21 protein-coding genes are annotated in these 17,572 nt (G+C 70.8%); 10 read left to right on the top strand and 11 right to left on the bottom strand.

Annotated features, from left to right (window positions below):
• Positions 1-6: 6 nt before the first annotated feature.
• Positions 7-1,005, bottom strand: coding sequence for a PQQ-dependent sugar dehydrogenase family protein (locus tag ABTX18_RS29645; RefSeq protein ID WP_352125844.1), 999 nt, complete (start codon positions 1,003-1,005; stop codon positions 7-9).
• Here ABTX18_RS29645 and ABTX18_RS29640 point away from each other — a divergent pair.
• Positions 1,004-1,852 carry a GDSL-type esterase/lipase family protein gene (locus tag ABTX18_RS29640; RefSeq protein ID WP_352125843.1) on the top strand — a complete coding sequence of 283 codons (849 nt, stop codon included), beginning with the start codon at positions 1,004-1,006 and terminating at the stop codon, positions 1,850-1,852. The two genes, ABTX18_RS29645 and ABTX18_RS29640, sit on opposite strands and share 2 nt — an antisense overlap.
• Here the strand turns inward: ABTX18_RS29640 and ABTX18_RS29635 are convergent.
• Positions 1,793-2,353 carry a TetR/AcrR family transcriptional regulator gene (locus ABTX18_RS29635; RefSeq protein WP_352125842.1) on the bottom strand — a complete coding sequence of 187 codons (561 nt, stop codon included), beginning with the start codon at positions 2,351-2,353 and terminating at the stop codon, positions 1,793-1,795. The genes ABTX18_RS29640 and ABTX18_RS29635 overlap by 60 nt on opposite strands.
• 112 nt (positions 2,354-2,465) lie before the next feature.
• Between ABTX18_RS29635 and ABTX18_RS29630 the strand changes: the two genes are divergently transcribed.
• Positions 2,466-3,167 carry an SDR family oxidoreductase gene (locus tag ABTX18_RS29630; RefSeq protein WP_352125841.1) on the top strand — a complete coding sequence of 234 codons (702 nt, stop codon included), beginning with the start codon at positions 2,466-2,468 and terminating at the stop codon, positions 3,165-3,167.
• Between the two features lie 153 nt (positions 3,168-3,320).
• Positions 3,321-4,325 carry an NADP-dependent oxidoreductase gene (locus tag ABTX18_RS29625; protein ID WP_352125840.1) on the top strand — a complete coding sequence of 335 codons (1,005 nt, stop codon included), beginning with the start codon at positions 3,321-3,323 and terminating at the stop codon, positions 4,323-4,325.
• Between the two features lie 30 nt (positions 4,326-4,355).
• Here the strand turns inward: ABTX18_RS29625 and ABTX18_RS29620 are convergent, their stop codons facing one another.
• The 4 genes from ABTX18_RS29620 to ABTX18_RS29605 all read right to left on the bottom strand — a co-directional run bounded on the left by ABTX18_RS29620 (position 4,356) and on the right by ABTX18_RS29605 (position 7,350).
• Complete coding sequence (locus ABTX18_RS29620; protein ID WP_352125874.1) at positions 4,356-4,946, bottom strand: helix-turn-helix domain-containing protein; 591 nt, start codon at positions 4,944-4,946, stop codon at positions 4,356-4,358.
• 90 nt (positions 4,947-5,036) lie between these two features.
• The gene (locus tag ABTX18_RS29615) at positions 5,037-5,690 is read right to left on the bottom strand and encodes a TetR/AcrR family transcriptional regulator (RefSeq protein WP_352125839.1); all 654 of its coding nucleotides are present in this window, start codon (positions 5,688-5,690) and stop codon (positions 5,037-5,039) included.
• Between the two features lie 96 nt (positions 5,691-5,786).
• Positions 5,787-6,809 carry a hypothetical protein gene (locus ABTX18_RS29610; protein WP_352125838.1) on the bottom strand — a complete coding sequence of 341 codons (1,023 nt, stop codon included), beginning with the start codon at positions 6,807-6,809 and terminating at the stop codon, positions 5,787-5,789.
• Between the two features lie 115 nt (positions 6,810-6,924).
• Positions 6,925-7,350, bottom strand: a complete 426-nt coding sequence (locus tag ABTX18_RS29605) for a hypothetical protein (protein WP_352125837.1) — start codon at positions 7,348-7,350, stop codon at positions 6,925-6,927.
• Between the two features lie 81 nt (positions 7,351-7,431).
• Here ABTX18_RS29605 and ABTX18_RS29600 point away from each other — a divergent pair, with 81 nt between their 5' ends.
• The 4 genes from ABTX18_RS29600 (at position 7,432) to ABTX18_RS29585 (ending at position 10,392) form a co-directional block, all read left to right on the top strand.
• Positions 7,432-8,244 (top strand): helix-turn-helix domain-containing protein, encoded by an 813-nt coding sequence (locus ABTX18_RS29600; RefSeq protein ID WP_503061231.1) that lies wholly within the window; start codon positions 7,432-7,434, stop codon positions 8,242-8,244.
• Positions 8,241-8,420, top strand: coding sequence for a DUF397 domain-containing protein (locus ABTX18_RS29595; protein WP_352125836.1), 180 nt, complete (start codon positions 8,241-8,243; stop codon positions 8,418-8,420). Before ABTX18_RS29600 ends, ABTX18_RS29595 begins: the two co-directional genes overlap by 4 nt.
• A gap of 4 nt (positions 8,421-8,424) precedes the next feature.
• On the top strand, positions 8,425-9,045 hold the full coding sequence (locus ABTX18_RS29590) for a hypothetical protein (RefSeq protein WP_352125835.1): 621 nt from the start codon (positions 8,425-8,427) through the stop codon (positions 9,043-9,045).
• Positions 9,046-9,132: 87 nt separating this feature from the next.
• Positions 9,133-10,392, top strand: coding sequence for a DUF6357 family protein (locus ABTX18_RS29585; protein ID WP_352125834.1), 1,260 nt, complete (start codon positions 9,133-9,135; stop codon positions 10,390-10,392).
• A gap of 53 nt (positions 10,393-10,445) precedes the next feature.
• Here ABTX18_RS29585 and speB read toward each other — a convergent pair whose 3' ends face one another.
• Positions 10,446-11,420 (bottom strand): agmatinase, encoded by a 975-nt coding sequence (gene speB / locus ABTX18_RS29580; protein ID WP_352125833.1) that lies wholly within the window; start codon positions 11,418-11,420, stop codon positions 10,446-10,448.
• A gap of 228 nt (positions 11,421-11,648) precedes the next feature.
• Between speB and ABTX18_RS29575 the strand changes: the two genes are divergently transcribed.
• On the top strand, positions 11,649-13,136 hold the full coding sequence (locus tag ABTX18_RS29575; RefSeq protein ID WP_352125832.1) for a PucR family transcriptional regulator: 1,488 nt from the start codon (positions 11,649-11,651) through the stop codon (positions 13,134-13,136).
• 14 nt (positions 13,137-13,150) lie between these two features.
• Here ABTX18_RS29575 and ABTX18_RS29570 read toward each other — a convergent pair whose 3' ends face one another.
• Complete coding sequence (locus tag ABTX18_RS29570; RefSeq protein ID WP_352125831.1) at positions 13,151-13,528, bottom strand: hypothetical protein; 378 nt, start codon at positions 13,526-13,528, stop codon at positions 13,151-13,153.
• 101 nt (positions 13,529-13,629) lie between these two features.
• On the opposite strand from ABTX18_RS29570, the gene sigJ reads away from it, so the two are divergent.
• Entirely contained in the window at positions 13,630-14,538 is a 909-nt protein-coding gene (sigJ, locus tag ABTX18_RS29565; protein ID WP_352125830.1) for an RNA polymerase sigma factor SigJ, read from the top strand.
• A 28-nt stretch (positions 14,539-14,566) separates the two neighbouring features.
• Here sigJ and ABTX18_RS29560 read toward each other — a convergent pair whose 3' ends face one another.
• From ABTX18_RS29560 to ABTX18_RS29550, 3 genes are all read right to left on the bottom strand, one after another.
• Positions 14,567-15,154: a hypothetical protein gene (locus ABTX18_RS29560; protein WP_352125829.1), complete on the bottom strand. Its 588-nt coding sequence runs from the start codon at positions 15,152-15,154 to the stop codon at positions 14,567-14,569.
• 50 nt (positions 15,155-15,204) lie between these two features.
• Positions 15,205-15,783, bottom strand: a complete 579-nt coding sequence (locus ABTX18_RS29555; protein ID WP_352125828.1) for a dihydrofolate reductase family protein — start codon at positions 15,781-15,783, stop codon at positions 15,205-15,207.
• Between the two features lie 128 nt (positions 15,784-15,911).
• The gene (locus tag ABTX18_RS29550) at positions 15,912-16,511 is read right to left on the bottom strand and encodes a TetR/AcrR family transcriptional regulator (protein ID WP_352125827.1); all 600 of its coding nucleotides are present in this window, start codon (positions 16,509-16,511) and stop codon (positions 15,912-15,914) included.
• 94 nt (positions 16,512-16,605) lie between these two features.
• Between ABTX18_RS29550 and ABTX18_RS29545 the strand changes: the two genes are divergently transcribed.
• The gene (locus tag ABTX18_RS29545; RefSeq protein WP_352125826.1) at positions 16,606-17,394 is read left to right on the top strand and encodes an SDR family oxidoreductase; all 789 of its coding nucleotides are present in this window, start codon (positions 16,606-16,608) and stop codon (positions 17,392-17,394) included.
• Positions 17,395-17,572: the final 178 nt, after the last annotated feature.

The raw sequence follows: 17,572 nt of genomic DNA, 5'->3' as shown, positions 1-17,572 counted from the left end.
CGCGCCTCACCCCTGCCGGCGCCGCCTGCCCAGGAACAACAGCAGCCCGATCCCGGCAAGCACCCCGATCCCGGTCAGCGTCGTGCCCTTCACCGGCACACCGTCCCCGCCCCCGGCACTGCTCGCACCCGCGGACGACGGCGACTTTCCGCCCGCCCGGGCGGGCCCGTCACCCCCGCCGCTCTTCAGGTCCACCCGCACCACATCGCTCTGCTCGCCCTCGGAGCCGTACATCAGCGCCGAACCGTCCGCCGTGTACGTCACCGACTCCGACTGCCCGAGCAGCGGCGACTCGACCGGGTAGTCCTTGCCGAGCCGCCCCTTCGCGAAGGCGTACCCGCGCGCGCTGAAGTACGAGCGCAGCACCAGCTCCTTGCCGTCCGGCGAGAACGCCCCGTCCGTCACCCACGGCACCTCGCCCACCCGCCGGAACACGTTGTCCCCGCCCGTCGTGAGCTTCGCGGGACCCTCGTACAGCCCGCCGCCGTCCTCGTTCTTCGACGCGATGTACACGCGGCCCGTCTTCGGGTGGACCATCAGCGCCTCCGCGTTGCGCGGGCCGTCGGCGTACTTCACGTCGAACTGCGTGGCCCGCACGGTCGCGTCCCGGAGGGTCTTCGGCTCGGGGAAGCGGTAGATCCAGACGTGGTCCCAGCTGCCGTTCAGGTTGTCGCCGATGTCACCGACGTACAGATTCCCGTCCGGACCCAGCGAGATCGCCTCCACGTCGCGGGGCGCGCCCACGCCCTTCATCGTGATCCGCGCGACGGTCTTCCCGGTGCGGGAGTCGACGGCGAAGACGTACGCCCCGTCCTCGCTGTCATTGTGCGTCCAGTAGATCCCCGGGTGGGCGCGGCTGGCGGCCAGGCCGCTGGACTCGGTGATCCGCGGGTCCTCGATCGTGAAGCTCCGGTCGGCATCCCCGTCGTCGGCCATGGCAGGAGCCGCCGCCGCGAAGGACAGCAGCGCGGCGGCGGTGGAAACGGTCATTCGGTACGCACGCATGGCACAAGTGTCCATCGTCACGTCGCAGGCCGGAGCCATGATCCGCCATGATGACGCCATGCGTTTCATGTGTGTCGGCGATTCCATGACCATCGGACGCGCCGGTGACTTCACATGGCGCTACCGCATGTGGCAGCACCTCGAAGCGTCGTTCGACGGCCCGTACGCGATCGTCGGCCCGCGCACCGAGCTGTACGACACCGACACGGGCACCCCGGTCTCCTGCGCGTACGCCGCCGAGGACTTCCCCGCCGACGCCCGCCGCCACCTGGCCGGCTGGGGCGAGGGCTGGCTCCACATGACCCCCGTGATCGCGGACACGATCACCGAGCACCGGGCGGACGTCCTGCTCGTCTCCCTCGGCCTGATAGACCTCGGCTTCTACACGGACAGCGAGCAGACCGCGGCCAACGCCCGCGCCTTCCTCACCGCCGCCCGCGCGGCGAACCCGCACATCAGATGCGTGCTGCTGCCCGTCATACCGAACGTCCGTGCCGAGTCCGACGCCCCCTTCGCCGCCGAGTGCGCCCGCTTCAACGAGCTCCTCGCCAAGACGGTGGCCGACCTCGACACGGCGGCGTCCCCGCTCCTGCTGGCCTCGCACCCGTCCGGCTACGACATCCACACGGACACGTACGACGGCACCCACCCCGGCCCCTCGGGCGAACACCGCCTGGCGGCGGCCTACGCCGACGCGATGCACCAGGCGTGGGGGCTGGGCGGGCCGTACCGGTCGCCTCTGTTCCAGGTCGCGTCGTCAAACCGCCGTCTGCACGCCGCGAACCGGTCAGCCGGTCGCCGTCAGCGCCTCGCGTGCGGCGGCGAGGATCTCCTCGGAGAGCGGTGAGCCCTCGGTCGCCCGGGCCAGAACGAGTGCACCGACCATCGTGCTGAGCCGGGTGATGCCGTCCTGGTCGTCGGTGGTGAGGAACGCGGCGAAGTCCCTCACGCCCTCGGTGTAGACGCGGCGCGCCTCCCCTTCTCCCGGTTCGCGTGCCATGTCGCTGGCCAGTCCGGCAACGGGGCACCCCTGCGCCGCACTGTCGCGGTGCTCCACCGAGAGATACGTGTCGATCAGCGCCTGCTGGGCGGCGTCGCGCCGTCCGGCGTGCTGTTCGATTCCCTCCTTGTGGTGCTGGGCGAGTTCGGCGAACGCGTGCGCGGTGGCTTCGTCGAGGAGCGCCTCCTTGGAGGCGAACTGCTTGTAGAAGCCGCCGTGGGTCAGCCCGGACGCCTTCATGAGGTCGGCGACGCTGGTGTGGGTGCCCTGCTCCCGGATCATCCGGGAGGCGGTTTCCACGACCCGTCGGCGGTTCTCCTCCGCCTGCGCCTTCGATACGCGGCCCATGAGCCACCTCCCATTGGATGTCGTTTGCAATCTATCCTAGACTGTGTTTTAGATTGTCATCGTAATCTAAATCTGCGGGGCCGTCCGGCTCCGCGCGACGCAGGGAGCAGTCATGGAGCTGAACAACACGGTCGCAGTCGTCACCGGCGCCAACCGGGGACTCGGCCGACATCTGGCCGCCCAGCTCGTGGAGCGCGGTGCGAAGGTGTACGCGGCGGCCCGCCGGCCCGAGACGGTGGACCTGCCCGGAGTCATCCCCCTGCGGCTGGACGTGACGGACGAGGAGTCGATCCGTGCCGCGGCCCGCACCGCGTCCGACGCGACGCTGCTGGTGAACAACGCGGGCATCTCCACCGCCACCCCGCTGATCGCGGGCAGCCCGGACTCGGTGCGCCTGGAGATGGAGACGAACTTCTTCGGCCCCCTCGCCGTGACGCGCGCCTTCGCCCCGGTCATCGAGAACAACGGGGGCGGGACCGTGCTCAACGTCCTGTCCGCCCTGTCCTGGCTGCACCCCGCCGGCCTCGGCTCCTACGCCGCGGCCAAGGCCGCCGCATGGGCACAGACCAATGCGGCCCGCGAGGAACTGGCGCCCCGCGGCATCACCGTATCGGCGCTGCACGTCGCATACATGGACACCGACATGGCCGCGGACGTACCCGCCGACCAGAAGACCGATCCCGCCGAGGTCGCCGCCCAGGCCCTGCACGGCATCGAGAAGGGCCTGCCCGAGATCCTGGCCGACGAGACCAGCCGGTACGTCAAGCAGAGCCTGGCCGCGTCACCCGCTGCCGCGTCACCGGCTGCCGCCTGAGACCCACACCGCCGCGCGCCGGCCGCCCACCCGCCCTTGCACCGGCGTGCTGCTCCGGGAACCCGGAGCACCCACCACCCAGTGGTCCGTCCAGGAACAACCCCGGGACGGGCAGAGCCGCCGCCCCCTGCCGGGCGGCTGACGGAGACGACGATGAAGACCTTCCTGATCGACCGGTACGGCGACAAGGCCGGCGTGCACGCCGGCGAGACGCCCGAGCCGCGACCGGGCCCGGACGACGTCCTGATCCGGATCCACGCGGCGAGCGTCAACGCGCTCGACCTCAGGCTCCGCGACGGAGCGTTCAAGGCGTTCCTCCCGTACCGTCTCCCGCTCGTCCTGGGCAACGACCTCGCCGGGGTGGTCGTCGGGACGGGACCGGCCGTCACCCGGTTCGCGGTGGGCGACGAGGTCTACGCGCGGCCCGGCAAGGACCGCATCGGCACCTTCGCCGAACGCATCGCCGTCCACCAGAACGACGTGGCGGTCAAACCGGCCAACCTCACCATGGAGGAGGCCGCGTCCCTTCCTCTCGTCGCCCTGACCGCGTGGCAGGCACTGGTCGAGCGCGCACAGGTGCGGCCGGGCCAGAAGGTCCTGATCCACGCCGGCGCGGGCGGCCTCGGCACCATCGCCGTGCAGCTGGCCAAACACCTGGGGGCGCACGTGGCCGCCACCGCGAGCACGGCCAAGACCGGCCTGGTCAAGGAGCTCGGCGCGGACGTGGTCGTCGACTACAGACAGCAGGACTTCGAGACGGTCCTCGACGGCTACGACGTCGTCCTGGACAGTCTCGGCGGTGAGACGCTCGAGAAGTCCCTGCGCGTACTCAAACCCGGTGGCAAGGTCGTCGGCGTCGCAGGCCCTCCCGACGCGGCCTTCGCCCGCGAACTGGGCCTCAACCCGGCCCTCCGGCTCGCGATGAGCGCGCTGAGCCTCAGGACCCGCCGTCGCGCCCGGCAGCGCGACGTGACGTACTCGTTCCTCTTCATGAGGGCCGACGGTGACCAGCTGCGGGAGATCACCCGCCTCGTCGAGGCCGATGCGATCCGTCCCGTCGTCGACCGGGTCTTCCCGTTCGACCGGACCCCGGAGGCCCTGGAGTACCTGGAGAAGGGCCGGGCCAAGGCCGGCAAGGTCGTCATCACAATGGCGTGAGGACAGAGCCCCGGCCGTCATCGGTCCTCGTCACCTGCCCGTCGGCTTCGCCCGTACGTGCATCCGCTCGCCCTGCGGTCCGAACAGGCTGAGGATCTCCACCGGCTCCGGCCCGGCGGCGCCCCACCAGTGCGGGGTGTGCGTGTCGAACTCGACCACCTCGCCCGGCGTGAGCACCAGGTCGTGCTCGCCGAGCCGCAGCCGCAGCCGCCCCGAGAGCACGTACAGCCACTCGTACCCCTCGTGCACCCGCTGCTCCGCCAGGCCCTCCTTCCCCGTCGCCCCGGGAATGACCTGCTTGTACGCGTTCACCCCGCTGAGGTGCCGGGTGAGCGGCACGAACGTCGAGCCGTGCCGCTTGATCGGGCGGAACGTCACCCGCGGGTCCCCCGTCTCCGGAGCCCCGACCAGCTCGTCCAGCTGCACCCCGTACGCCTTCGCCAGCGGAAGCAGCAGCTCCAGGGTCGGCTTGCGGCCGCCGGACTCCAACCGGGACAGCGTGCTGAGCGAGATGCCGGTCGTCTCGCTCAGCTGCGCCAGCGTCGTCCCGCGCTCGGTGCGCAACGCGCGCAGCCGCGGTCCCACGCCGGTCAGCACGGACGACAGCTCGTCGTCCCCCATCGCACTGCTGCCGCCCTCTGCTCCCACCGCGTCCGCTGCCATGTCTCCATTTGCCGTCCCGGCAAGCGGTGTTGTCAACCGGAGGGCTCCTCAGACATTCCCGGAGCCACCCACCGGTCCGATCATGGCCATCGACAGCCGGGTGAACTCGCTGGTCAGCCAGGCGGGCGGCACCTGGCGCGGGCGGCGGGCGTGGTGCGCGAGGAGCTCGTCGACGGACCGGGTCAGCACCTTCACCACCACGTCGAGATCTCCGTCGACCCCGTGCCCCCGCTGCCTGGCGCGCTCGGCCTCCTGGGTCAGGAACTCGACCCACACCGACCGCCACATCGTGAGGTGGTCGTCCATCTCCCTGCTCACGCCGAGCACCTCGACGAACGCCACCCTCGCCTCCTGCGGGTCCCGTGTGACGGCCCGCACATAGGCGTCGAAGAGCCTGCGGACCCGCTCCTCGGTCGGACAGGTCTCCATGCCCTCGGCGGTCAGCTCCGCCTCGGACGCCCGCATGCCCCGCGTCGCCACCTCGTCGTACAGATCGACGAGCAGGGCCTCGCGGGACTGGAACTCGCGGTGGAACTCCCGCACTTCCACGTGCGCGGCGGCGCACAGATCCTCGACGGTGGTACGGGCGTAGCCGTACACGGCGAACAAGGTCCGCCCTGCCGTCATGAGTTGGCCGCGCACCCACGCGGGATCCCGCGCCGCCCGCACTCCGCTCCACAGGTCCATCACGGCATCCGCCATCGGTCCTCCTCGGTCCGCCGTCCAGGCCCCCGGCCCCACTGTCCTCGCTCCACCGCCCGGACAGGGCCACCGCCACACGGTGAACAGCCGTACGCCTCATTCAGCGGCGGAGTCCGCCGCCTGCAGGGCCGCGATCCGCTCCCGCCAGGGGAGCGGCTCGGGCTTCACGTAGTCGTCGTCCAGGGGCGGCGGCTCCCACTTGACCGCGTGCGCCTTCCAGGCGGCCTCCCGCCCACACGGCCCGCACACGGTCTCGTCGCCCCTGGGCCGGAAGACGTGCTCGTCGCCCTCCTGCTGCGCCTCACACGCAATGAACTCCCTGACAGCGTCCCGGACGGGAGCGGGCTCCTCGGCGCAGACGGGCGACGGCATCATCATGTCGAGCCGCTTGCCCAGGAACCCGAACGGAAACTTCACGCCGTTCTCGGGCAGCCCCCGGGTGAGCGCGAGCCGCAGCTCGGCCGAATCCACCCCGCGCCGCAACCATTCGGCGGCCGTCACGGCCAGGCGCCGGGCCTCACGGGCCCCGAGACGCAACTGGCGGTCGGCGTGCCTGAGGGAGAGCAACACGCGCTCGGCCTCGATGACTTGCGGGTCCGTGGGTTCTGGCTCCACGACCTCGGCCTCGGCCTCGGCCGTCTCGTCCGCAACCTTCGGCTCTTCGGTGGGTGGGTGGGAGGAGTTCTTCTCCCGTTCTTCACCTTCAGGTAGGTGACCACCGACGAACCGAGTCCTCGGTTGACCGACCGTCGGATAGTGATCACTCGGTCCCACCTGCGACGATTCGGCATTTTTGTCATGGATGCGGCGGGCTTCGCGGTCCGTGAGCGGCACATTGGACATGAGCTGATCGGTCACCCAGAGCCCGGCACTGTCCTGGCGTCGCCACTCGTGGACGAACCCATGCGCCTTGAGCTGGCCCTTGGCCTTCTGGTAGGCCCGCCCCTTCATGCCCAGCTTCTTGGCATGCTCGCCGAGGGGCTTGGCGGCCCACGCCTCGGGGAGTCCCTGCACGTAGGCGATGAGGATCTTCGCGTCGCTGTTGAGCTTCGAATGACGCACGATGTCGTGCGATGCCTTCACGTAGCCGTAGGACGGCGAGATAGCATGACAAAGCATTCTCGGTGGACCTCTCTAGCTTGTCCATCGCGGGGTGAAGGCCCTCGGCAACGGTGTTCGCAGCACCGCCGGGGGCCGCCCCATGCGCTGAAGCGCACGGAGCGTAATGACGCGATCACCGTACCGCACGTTTCTCGTCGTCGACCACCTCCCGGAGCAGCTCGAACAGCAGTTCCGCATCCACGAACGGGACTTGGGCGCTGGGCAGGGACCGCCAGCTCAGCGGGTACGTCAGCCCGCGCGCGGCGGGCACCCCCACGAACGCCGCCTCCTCCCGCACCAACGCCTCGGCCCCCACGGGCCATCGGTACGCACGGGCACTCCCGGGCGGCAGCAGGAAGTACACCCCCCGCACGCCGATGAGCGACCGGACGATGGGCCCGGCCCGGAAGTCCGTGAACTGCATGATCTCGTACGCCACTTGCTCGCCCAGGAAGCCGATCATCCGTACGGCGTCGAAGTGGATCCCGGCGAGACGGAGCGCGTGGCCGGTCGCGGGAATCCAGGAAGGCATCAGGTCCGGTGAATTTTTGTAATCCATACGGACAGCGTCGGCGCTCTCACGTAGCGTGACCAGGGACACAAGGCGTCTGTGCACTGTTGTGCACTTGGGGGTGGGGCTGTGCACACCAGTCATAACGGGGGCGGTAACGCCGAGATGTTCGGGGCGTTGTTGCGATTCTTCCGCGAACGGGCCGGGCTGTCCCAGGAGGCCCTGGGCGTGAAGATCGGTTTCTCCAAGTCACAGGTGGCGATGGTGGAGCGGGGGGCACGGCCGCCCAAGGGGGGCTTCACCCCGCAGGCCGACGCCGTACTCGGTGCCGACGGTGCGCTGCTCGCCGCAGGTGAGAAATTGACGTCCAGCCGCGTGGCTTCCTGGTTCGAGCCGTTCGCGGAGGAGGAGTCCACGGCCAGGTCGCGGTACGAGTACGAGTCCCACCTCGTGCCTGGACTGCTGCAGACCGAAATGCACGCACGTGCCCTCTTCAGGGGCGCCTGCCCGCCTCTTGACGACGACGAGATCGAGGAATTGATCGCGGGCCGTCTCGCACGACAGCGCATGCTGACCCGCAAGCCGTTGCCGGACATCAGCTTCGTCCTGGAGCTCAGCCCACTCACTCGCCCGATCGGCGGACGAGACGTACACCGAGCGCAGCTCCACCACATTCTTGAGGTCAGTCGACTACGGCACGTGCACATGCAGGTCATGCCACCTCAGCGGGAGACACACGGGGGACTGAGCGGGCCCTTCGTCCTGCTGGAGACCGATGACCGGCGCCGGTTGGGCTTCCTGGAGGTCCAGACCCAGAGCTTCCTTGTCGACGAACAGGCCGAGCTGGGAGGCCTGTTCGCCCGGTATGGCATTCTGCGGACCCAGGCTCTCGGACCAGAAGAGTCACGCGAACTGATTGAACAGGTAGCAGAAGGACTATGAGTACTGACCTCCAGTGGATGAAGAGCAGCCACAGCAGCACAGAGGGCGGCAACTGCGTCGAGGTCGCCACCCGCCCCCACGCCGTACACGTCCGCGACTCCAAGGACCTCACCGTCCCCGCCCTCACCCTTTCCCCCGCCGCCTGGGCGGCCTTCCTCAAGCACACGGTGGTTTAGCTCGATGACAACCTGGTTCGACGACATGCCCGAAGTCATCACCCGGGCCGATTTCGCGGCCCTGACGGGGCGCCCGCCGCGCAGCATCGAGCTGCTGGCGTACCGAGGCCTGGTCGCAGATCCCGCGTTCCGCAATCGCAACAAGGCCGTCTGGAACGAGGAGGCCGCGCTCGGCTGGTTCCGCTCCCTGCACGACCACGCGGTGATCGTGCCGGCGACCGAGCAGGCCAAGCTCGACCTCGCCGCGCACCGCGCATACATCTGCCCGCTCGACAGCAAGTACGTCGCCCTCGCCCGCCCACGCATGCTCGTGATGTACCAACGGGGCGGCAGTGGAACGGTGTTCGGGGTCGAGGCGGTGGAGACTCTCAACCAGGAGATCGACGGGACCCGCAGCCCGAGCCCGCAGACGCGGCAGATCCTGCGTGACGGGAAGCCCCTGGACGGGGATCCGTTCCCGGGCCGATGGACGGTGTTCCACCTCAAGGAGGCCGGCACGATCGGCAGGATCACGCCGGCGATCCAGCAGGGGCGCTACCTGCGCGTGGACGACGTCCTGGACGCGATGACGTCCGACCACCTCTCGGTCCCCACGCTCGACGAGGCGTTCCCCTCCCGGAAGTGAGCGCGCGGCCGGGGTGGCGCCCGCCGGCGCGAGGGACCACGGGCAGGTGACTCCGGCCCGTCCTGTCCGATGGTGAAGACTGAGTGCATGAGAGACATCGTCTTCGCTCGCCGGAGCGGCTGGATTCCGAACGTCGTCCGCGAGGACGGCGAGCTGAAGCTGATGTTCGGTGCCGGGGCCGACGCCAACCACGAGCCGCGGACGTTCACGTTCCCGATCGGGGAAGCCCACCTTGCGGTGATCCGGGACGACCTGGCCAGGCACTTGCTGCTATGGAGTGCGGTCCTTCCGCTGTGCGACGCCGCCGGAACCCGGGGCCCGCTCGACGAGGACGCCGCCGTCGCGCTCCTGGGCCCGGTCCTCCTTTCCGCACCGGCGGGCGTCGACGCGGCGTTCCGGCGGATCCAGTGGGCCAAGGGGCCACTCATCTCCCACGGAGCCGACATCGACCTGCTGGAGCGGGGCCAGGTCTGCGCGGCGATGCGATCGGCGACAGAGACGTCGGATGCGAAGCGAACTCAGAAGTACTACGCGGACCGCCGTCGCGCCGAGCGCGGGCAGGTACTCGACGTACTCGACACCGCACTCCTGATGTACACGGGCCAGTACCTCCACGGCGCGACGATCCCGAAGCGACTGCCCGACGCCGTCAGCCCCGCGCTGCTGCCCGACGTCATGCGGGTGATCGCCACCGCGGAGCAGGCGTGCGCCGGGATGCGGATCGGCCGCGACCCGCGACGGGGAAAGCGCGGCACGGACAAGCGCGACTGGGAGCGGATGGCGGCGGCGGTCGAAGCGGCCGTGCGCCGTACGCACCCCGCGCTCGTCGACGACGCGGTGCGCAGCGTGAGCTTCCTGATGTGCTCGGAGGCCGCGAGCCGCGCCAAGGACCTGCCGATGGACGATGACGAGGACGCTGCCCCCGAGGACCTCGGCGCAAGCGCGAGGAAGGCGAGCCTGTCGTTCACCGACGACAAGGACAACGAGGAGAAGTGGCACCGGAACCACACCCGCACGGCCACCGCCGAGTTCTGGGAGTTCGTCGCCGACCACTACGGCTCGGGAAACCAGGTGTTCACCGTCGAGGACGAGGCGATGGGCGAGGGTCTCCAGTTCCACTTCTACGCGGACTCCATCGCCCGGATCACGACAGCGCGCAAGGCCGAGGGCGGGTCGGACCCGGAGTACCGGGTCGAGTACAGCCTGGTCGACGGAATGGGCGGGTACCGGAAGCTGCTGAGCGCATTCGTCCGGGGCGGCTGCACCGCGCTCGATGAGCACGGCTCCTGGATGTCGGACGCGGCCGATCTCGAACGTGCACGCCGGCGGCGCGACGCCGCCGAGTAGTCCCGGCGGGGACGCGGGGCCGGGCGCAGCACGCCTGGCCCCGCCCCCGTCTCCTACGCCTCGCGGGCGGCCGCGATCTGGCGGGACATGATCGTCGTCAGCTCGTACGCGGTGTGCGAGGCGGCGACTGCCGTGATCTCCGCGTGGTCGTAGGCCGGGGCGACCTCGACGACGTCGGCGGAGACGAGGTTGCACGAGGACAGGCCGCGCAGGATCTCCAGGAGCTCGCGCGAGGTCATGCCGCCCGCCTCCGGGGTACCCGTGCCCGGCGCGTGGGCCGGGTCCAGGCAGTCGATGTCGATCGAGATGTACAGGGGCCGGTTCCCGATGCGCTGGCGCAGTTGGTCGGCCACCTCGTCCGCACCGCGACGGTAGACGTCGGACGAGGTCACGATGCCGAAGCCCAGCTTCTCGTCGTCCGTGAGGTCCTGCTTGCCGTACAGCGGGCCGCGCGTACCCACGTGGGAGAGCGCCGACGTGTCGAGGATGCCCTCCTCCACGGCCCGCCGGAACGGGGTCCCGTGCGTGTACTCGGCGCCGAAGTACGTGTCCCACGTGTCCAGGTGCGCGTCGAAGTGCAGCAGCGCCACCGGACCGTGCTTCTTCGCGACCGAGCGCAGGAGCGGGAGGGCGATGGTGTGGTCGCCGCCCAGCGTCATCATGCGGGCGCCGGTGCCCAGGAGATCGTCAGCGGCGGCCTCGATCGTCTCGACCGCCTCATGGATGTTGAACGGGTTCGCCGCGATGTCACCCGCGTCCGCGACCTGCGCGAGAGCGAACGGGGACGCGTCCTGCGCCGGGTTGTAGGGGCGCAGCAGACGGGACGCCTCTCGGATCGCGTTGCCGCCGAAGCGGGCGCCCGGCCGGTAGGAGACGCCCGAGTCGAAAGGCACACCCACGACCGCCACGTCGGCGGTGCCCACCTCGTCCAGACGGGGCAGCCGGGCGAACGTCGCCGGACCCGCGTACCGCGGAATCCGGGAAGAGTCGACCGGGCCCACGGGGGCGTTCCTCTGCTCGCTCGTCATGACGCACCTTTCGCTGAACTGGCCTAAGTGTGGGGGAGTTGGGGCTGATCTACGACCGACTCGTACAGCTCGGGGCACCGGTCGCCGAACACGTCGTTGTGGCCGCCGAGCCGGAACGGCGGCAGACGCAACATAACCCCCGGCAGCGGCCGCTTCGATCGCCCCACGGGCGAATTCAGAGCGTGGGCATGGACAGCACGTACATTCGCCATGGGCGACACTGGACGCATGGCGCTGCTGATATCCGACCTGGTCGACCGCCCCGAACTGCATCTGTCCGTCGCCGCGTGCCCCGAGCGCCTCGACCGCCCGGTGCTCGCCGCGCATGCGTCCGAGCTGGTACGCCCCGGCTCGTGGCTGCAGGGAGGCGAGCTGCTGATGACGATCGGGCTGCTGCTGCCGATGGACGTGACGGCCTGCCGTGCCTACGCCGACGACGTCACGGCGGGGGGCGCGCACGCGCTGGCGCTCGGCCTCGGGCCCGACCTGCCGTACCAGGAGGCGCCCGAGCCCCTCGTGACAGCGGCCACCGAGGCGGGGCTTCCGCTCCTCACCGTCGGTGAGGAGGTCCCGTTCATCGCGGTGACCAAGGCCGTGTTCGCCGCGCAGGCCGCCGAGCAGCGGGCCGCCGTGGAGAGTGCCTTCGAGACGCAGCGCCGGCTGACCGCGGCGGCGGCGGCCGGCCACGGGCTGACCCCGACCCTGGACGCGTGGACCTCCGCCACCGGCATCCGCGCCCAGGTCATCGATCCGCTGGGCCGGGTCGTCGCGGCCGACGGCGGCAGGCCGCAGGTGCCGGACCCGGCCGGCGCCGAGCTGATCCGGCGGGTGGCGGCCGGCGGGCTGCGCTCCAGCGCGGTCGCGCCGGGCCTGGAGGTCCAGCCGCTGGGCGCGCGCCGGCTGCGCGGCATGCTCGTGCTCGCCGGGGAGGTCGGCCCCGACGCCCGTCTCCTCGTCTCCGGCCTGGTGTCCCTGCTCTCGCTCGAACTGGAGCGCCGCCACCTGGCCGGCGAACCCGAGCGCCGCCGCAGGGCCGGGCTCCTCGGCCGCCTCCTCGACGCCGCCGGTGCCGCGGAGCAGGCCGCCGACGTGTTGCGCGGGGCGGGACTCGCGGCGGACGCGGTACGCGGCGTCGTCGTCGAGGCGTCCGCCGGCGAGGCCGCCCGTGAGATCGGCGCGGACCTGGCACTCGCCGTGCCCGGCGGGCTCACCCGGACCCGTGGCGCCCTGATCGAGGCGGTCGTCGGCGAGGGCCTCGACCTGGACGCGGTCCTCGCTCGTTTCGCGCCGGGCTGCCCCGCGGGCATCGGCTCCCCGGTGCCGCCGGGCGGGGCCGGCGCGTCCCTGCGGGAGGCGGGCGGTCTGGTCGAGCTGAGCCGCACGGCCGGCCATCCGGTGCGGGCCCGCACCGACCGCTCCAGCGCGCTCCTGCTCGACCTGGGCGACCGGACGGCGCTGGCGGGCTACGCGGACGCGCTGCTCGGCCCGCTGGACACGGCCGACCCGGCCGGGGGGCTCACCCGGACTCTCGCCACGTGGCTGGACACCGGCAGCTCCTGGGACGAGACGGCCCGCCGCCTGGGCCTGCACCGGCACACCGTCCGCAACCGCCTCGACAAGGTCGCCCACCTCACGGGCCGCCGCCTCGACGACGGCGACGACCGCTTCGACCTGTGGCTGGCGCTCAGGGCGCGCAGGGCTGCCCGCCGGGCGTAGTAGCCGCATGCGCTTCAGGGGCGCCGCACCAGCGCCACCAGACTCAGCCCGAACATCAGGACGCCCAGCGGGAGATGGACCGACGGTACGTGCGCGATGCCGAGGACGACCTGGACCGAGGCGAGGACCAGGAAGCCGGACGCGTACCAGATGGGCCGGGGCGAGCCGCCGCCCGGCTTCCAGGCGAGGATCGCCGCGAGGACGTACAGCATCGAGGCCCCGTACATGACGCGGGCTCCGGCGCTGTGCATGGTCTCCCCGTAGGAGGAGGTCAGCAGCAGTCCGGCCGAGATGGCCTGGAGGAAGATGGTCAGGGTCTGCAGGGCGACCGCGATCTGCAGGAACGAGAAGCGGTGCGGTGTCTTCATCACCTGGGCTGCCTGGGTTGTCATGCCTCGGTCCCCTTTTCCCGCCCGGGGGCGGTAGATCGATAAGGTTCTTACCAGCCCGACGACGCGGGCCCGCGAAAGGTAAGGCGAGGGGCGGCCGGAGCATGGGGACAACGGGAACGGCGGGGACGAGCGCCGACGGCATAGCCGGTGAGCGGCGCCAACTGCTCAATGTCGCCTACCGCTTGCTCGGTTCACTGGCCGAGGCGGAGGACGCCGTACAGGAGGCGTACGCGCGCTGGTACGCGCTGCCGCAAGCCCGGCGGGACGAGATCGCGTCGCCCGGCGCCTGGCTGTCGACGGTGACCGGCCGCATCTGCCTGGACGTGCTCGGCTCCGCGCGGGCCCGGCGGGAGCGGTACGTCGGCGCGTGGCTGCCCGAGCCGTTGCCCGACCGCACCGAGTGGGACCGCGGCCGGGGCGCCGACCACACCGATCCCGCCGACCAGATGGTCCTGGACGAATCGGTGACCATGGCCTTCCTGGTCGTACTGGAATCGATGACGCCCGCCGAGCGGGTGGCGTTCGTCCTGCACGACGTGTTCCGCTACCCCTTCGCCGAGATCGCCGGCATCCTCGGCCGGACCTCCGCCGCCTGCAAGCAGCTCGCCGCCTCCGCCCGGCGACGGGTTCGCGTCGCCGAGGCTCCGGTCACGGCGGCCGGGCAGGCGACGGCGGTGCGGCACGTCAAGGAGGCCTGGGAGACCAAGAACATCGCGGCCCTCGTCGACCTCCTGGACCCGGCCGCCGTGATGACGGCCGACGGCGGCGGCCTGGCCGGCACCGCGCTGCGCCCGATCGAGGGCGGTGCGCTCATCGCCCAGTACATGGTCGCCATCGCGGACAAGGCCCCGGGGCTCGAACTGCTGGAGCGGTCGGTCAACGGGCTGCCGGGCCTGGTCGCCCAGCGGGACGGCGTCGTCATGACCGTGGCCTCGTTCGAGGTCGTGGACGGGTGCGTCACCCGGATCTGGGTGGTCCGCAACCCGGAGAAGCTGAGGCCCTGGGTGTGAGCGGGGGAAGAACGAGTCCGGGCCGGTGTCAGGAGTAGACGATCGGGCAGCCCCGCCGCACCGAGTGCTCGGCGGCGCGCAGGAACAGTGCGACGTAGAACGCCGCATCCAGGTCGCGGGCCCACGGCCCCGGCCGGGCAGCGGCCAGTTCCTTCGCTGCTCCTTCCCGGAACCATATGGTCAGATCGAGGTTGTCGCACATGCGCGGGGTCTCCGCCGGCAACTCGATGGCTGTCGCCAGCCGCTGGGCGATCGCCAGGACCTGGGGCGCACCGGCGACCATGGTCGACGACTCGGTGTAGGCGGAGCCGATCGGCAGCCGGATCTCCTCGTCGAGCGAGAACGGAACCAGCACCGACCAGTTGGAAAGGGTCTCCGTCTCCTCCGGTGAGAGGTGCGCCTCGCACAGCGCGTCGAAGCCGTCCATCGAGGAGATCAGCTTCTCTTCGAAGGCCTGCCCGGAGCCACGGACGAAACCCTGCTCATCCGGCACGGACTCGTAGGGCGGCAGGCCTCGTTGCCGCAGGTCGTCGTTGAGCGCCGTAGCGATCTCACCCCACCCGTCCCCCTCGCCGAACCACTCCTGCGCGTCGACACTGATCACGTATACGCCCATGACCGCAACGTACGCCCCGCCACTGACACCACCGACGCGGCCGGCCGCCTTCAGGGGTGCAGCGTGGGCCGGTAGGTGAGTTCCTGGATGTGACCGTCGAGCGTCCGGTGGCCGATCAGATCGAGGTCGAAGTCGGCCGCGCCCTTGAAGATCGGGGCCGCCCCTGTCCGTCCGGTGATCACGGGGAACAGCGTCACTTGCACGCGGTCGACCAGACCGGCCGCCATCAGCGCCCGGTTCATCGCCAGGCTGCCGTGCGAGCGCAACGGGACGTCGGACTCCTTCTTGAGCCGGGCGACGACGTCGACGGCATCGCCGTCGGCAATGGTGGCGTCCGGCCAGTCGAGGGGGCCCTCGAGCGTGGTCGACACCACGGTGGTCGGCAGACTCCTCATCCGCGTCACCCAGGCATCGCGCACATCGGACTCCTCGGTGCTCTCGGCCAGCATCTGCGCGAACAGGCGGTACGTGTTCGCCCCGAAGACCATTCGCTGCTCCTCCCGGTACAGGCCGAGGCGGTGCTCGAGGAGCTCGGGACCCTGCTTGCCCCAGTACCCGGTCCAGTCACCGCCTGCTGCGCCGAAGCCGTCGAGGCTGGAGAAGACGTCGAACGTGTACGTGGCGGTCATGATGCTCTCCTCGGTTCCGGTTGATCGCGTGCTGTAGGTACAGACTGGCGACAACGGCGCAACTCATCGCCCTGCAACACGGGCGTCCCCGCGCTTTGTGAGGCCGAGGGCCGCGCCAACCGGAGCCCTCACCCCCGGATGCCGCGCAGAAGGTTGTCGATCAGTGCGTCCGCGAACGCGGCGTCGAGTGGTTCGTCCGGCAGCATCAGGCGGTGGTAACAGGCGCCCCAGAGCTGGTCCACGACCACCTGGGGATCGACCTCGGCGCGGATCTGGCCCGCGCGCTGCGCGCGGGTCAGCCTGTCGACCGCGAGCCTTCGGCGCGGGTGCGTGTAGTGCTGCGCGAAGGCGTCGGCCAGCGCGGGATCGCTCTGTGCCGCGCCGACGAACTGGGCTATCACGGGTCCTGCGGGCAACTCCGTGAGCAGGCCGACGAAGGAGTGGAGCTGGGCGGCGAGGTCGCGCTCGATGTCGCCGGTGTCCTCGAACGCGAGGGTGTCCTCGACGGCCGCGAAGTACGCCTCGAAGGCGAGCGCCCCCGGCGAGGGCCACCATTTGTAGAGCGTCATCTTGCTCGCTCCGGCACGGGCGGCGACCTTCTCGAAGGTGATCCCGGGCAGGCCCGCCTCGAACAGCAGGGCCCCTGCCGTCTCCAGCACGGCCTGCCGCACTTCCGCCGCCGGGCGCCGGCCCCGGCCCCGTCTGGCGGGTGCCTTCGGCTCGTCCACGTGTCCTCAGCCTTTCGGGCTTGCCGTATATGGACGATCAGTCTACATTTATTTTATGGACGGACCGTCCATAAAAGTTGAGGGAGGCCGCGCCATGAACCCCACGAACGCCACGAGCTCCACCACCGGAACCACACCCGCAGCCGGGTCCGCGTCCGCACCGCGTGTAGCGATCGTCACCGGCGCCTCCGGTGGCATCGGCCGCGCCGTCGCCGAACGCCTGGCTGCCGACGGCCTCTCCGTCGTCGTGCACTACGGGAGGGACAAGGCCCGCGCCGAGGAGGCCGTGGCCGCCGTAGAGGCGGCCGGCGGGGTCGCGGCCCCGGTCGGCGGCGACGTGGCCGACGAGGACGCGATGGCCGCCCTCTTCGCCGCGGCCGAGCAGCTGTACGGCGGCGTCGACGTGGTCGTGAACACCGCCGGGATCATGCTCCTCTCACCGATCGCCAAGCTCGACCTGGCCGACTTCGACCGCATGCACCGCACCAACGTGCGCGGCACGTTCGTCGTCTCGCAGCTCGCCGCCCGTACGCTCCGGCCCGGCGGTGCGCTGATCAACTTCTCGACCTCGGTGACCCGGCTGCAGCAGCCCACGTACGGGGCCTACGCCGCCACGAAGGGTGCCGTCGAGGCGATGACGCTGATCCTCGCCCGCGAGCTGCAGGGCCGCGACGTCACGGTGAACGCCGTCGCCCCCGGCCCGACGGCCACGCCACTCTTCCTGGAGGGGAAGCCGGCGGAGGCCCTCGGCGCGATCGCGTCCCGCACCCCGCTCGACCGCCTCGGATCCCCCGCCGACATCGCCGAGACCGTCGCATTCCTCGCGGGCCCCGGCCGCTGGATCAACGGCCAGATCCTGTACGCGAACGGCGGCATCGCCTGAACCGGCGGTGCGGAAGCGGCCGTTGGCGGCGTCCGGGTGATGCGCGTCCCGGCCTCGGCCTCGCGGAGGAAGCGCTCCCACTCCTCGTCCGGTATGGACGTCCCGTCCTTGGTCACGCTGCTCGCCCCCGTTGTGCGCCCCGCCCGTCCCAGGAGCGGCCGAATGATCCGTGCATCAT

It is taken from the genome of Streptomyces sp. NPDC096323 (assembly GCF_040302845.1).
Lineage (GTDB): Bacteria > Actinomycetota > Actinomycetes > Streptomycetales > Streptomycetaceae > Streptomyces.
This window is presented reverse-complemented; position numbering and strand designations above follow the sequence as displayed.

Excerpts from the sequence above, each read along its gene's own strand:
- ABTX18_RS29645 (WP_352125844.1), bottom strand. The coding sequence starts at position 1,005 with ATGCGTGCGTACCGAATGACCGTTTCCACCGCCGCCGCGCTGCTGTCC.
- ABTX18_RS29575 (WP_352125832.1), top strand. The coding sequence starts at position 11,649 with ATGGCGCTGCTGATATCCGACCTGGTCGACCGCCCCGAACTGCATCTG.
- ABTX18_RS29590 (WP_352125835.1), top strand. The coding sequence starts at position 8,425 with ATGACAACCTGGTTCGACGACATGCCCGAAGTCATCACCCGGGCCGAT.
- speB (WP_352125833.1), bottom strand. The coding sequence starts at position 11,420 with ATGACGAGCGAGCAGAGGAACGCCCCCGTGGGCCCGGTCGACTCTTCC.
- ABTX18_RS29620 (WP_352125874.1), bottom strand. The coding sequence starts at position 4,946 with ATGGGGGACGACGAGCTGTCGTCCGTGCTGACCGGCGTGGGACCGCGG.
- ABTX18_RS29545 (WP_352125826.1), top strand. The coding sequence starts at position 16,606 with ATGAACCCCACGAACGCCACGAGCTCCACCACCGGAACCACACCCGCA.
- ABTX18_RS29560 (WP_352125829.1), bottom strand. The coding sequence starts at position 15,154 with ATGGGCGTATACGTGATCAGTGTCGACGCGCAGGAGTGGTTCGGCGAG.
- ABTX18_RS29595 (WP_352125836.1), top strand. The coding sequence starts at position 8,241 with ATGAGTACTGACCTCCAGTGGATGAAGAGCAGCCACAGCAGCACAGAG.
- ABTX18_RS29555 (WP_352125828.1), bottom strand. The coding sequence starts at position 15,783 with ATGACCGCCACGTACACGTTCGACGTCTTCTCCAGCCTCGACGGCTTC.
- ABTX18_RS29610 (WP_352125838.1), bottom strand. The coding sequence starts at position 6,809 with ATGCTTTGTCATGCTATCTCGCCGTCCTACGGCTACGTGAAGGCATCG.
- ABTX18_RS29635 (WP_352125842.1), bottom strand. The coding sequence starts at position 2,353 with ATGGGCCGCGTATCGAAGGCGCAGGCGGAGGAGAACCGCCGACGGGTC.
- ABTX18_RS29570 (WP_352125831.1), bottom strand. The coding sequence starts at position 13,528 with ATGACAACCCAGGCAGCCCAGGTGATGAAGACACCGCACCGCTTCTCG.
- ABTX18_RS29605 (WP_352125837.1), bottom strand. The coding sequence starts at position 7,350 with ATGGATTACAAAAATTCACCGGACCTGATGCCTTCCTGGATTCCCGCG.
- ABTX18_RS29640 (WP_352125843.1), top strand. The coding sequence starts at position 1,004 with ATGGCACAAGTGTCCATCGTCACGTCGCAGGCCGGAGCCATGATCCGC.
- ABTX18_RS29630 (WP_352125841.1), top strand. The coding sequence starts at position 2,466 with ATGGAGCTGAACAACACGGTCGCAGTCGTCACCGGCGCCAACCGGGGA.
- ABTX18_RS29625 (WP_352125840.1), top strand. The coding sequence starts at position 3,321 with ATGAAGACCTTCCTGATCGACCGGTACGGCGACAAGGCCGGCGTGCAC.
- ABTX18_RS29585 (WP_352125834.1), top strand. The coding sequence starts at position 9,133 with ATGAGAGACATCGTCTTCGCTCGCCGGAGCGGCTGGATTCCGAACGTC.
- sigJ (WP_352125830.1), top strand. The coding sequence starts at position 13,630 with ATGGGGACAACGGGAACGGCGGGGACGAGCGCCGACGGCATAGCCGGT.
- ABTX18_RS29615 (WP_352125839.1), bottom strand. The coding sequence starts at position 5,690 with ATGGCGGATGCCGTGATGGACCTGTGGAGCGGAGTGCGGGCGGCGCGG.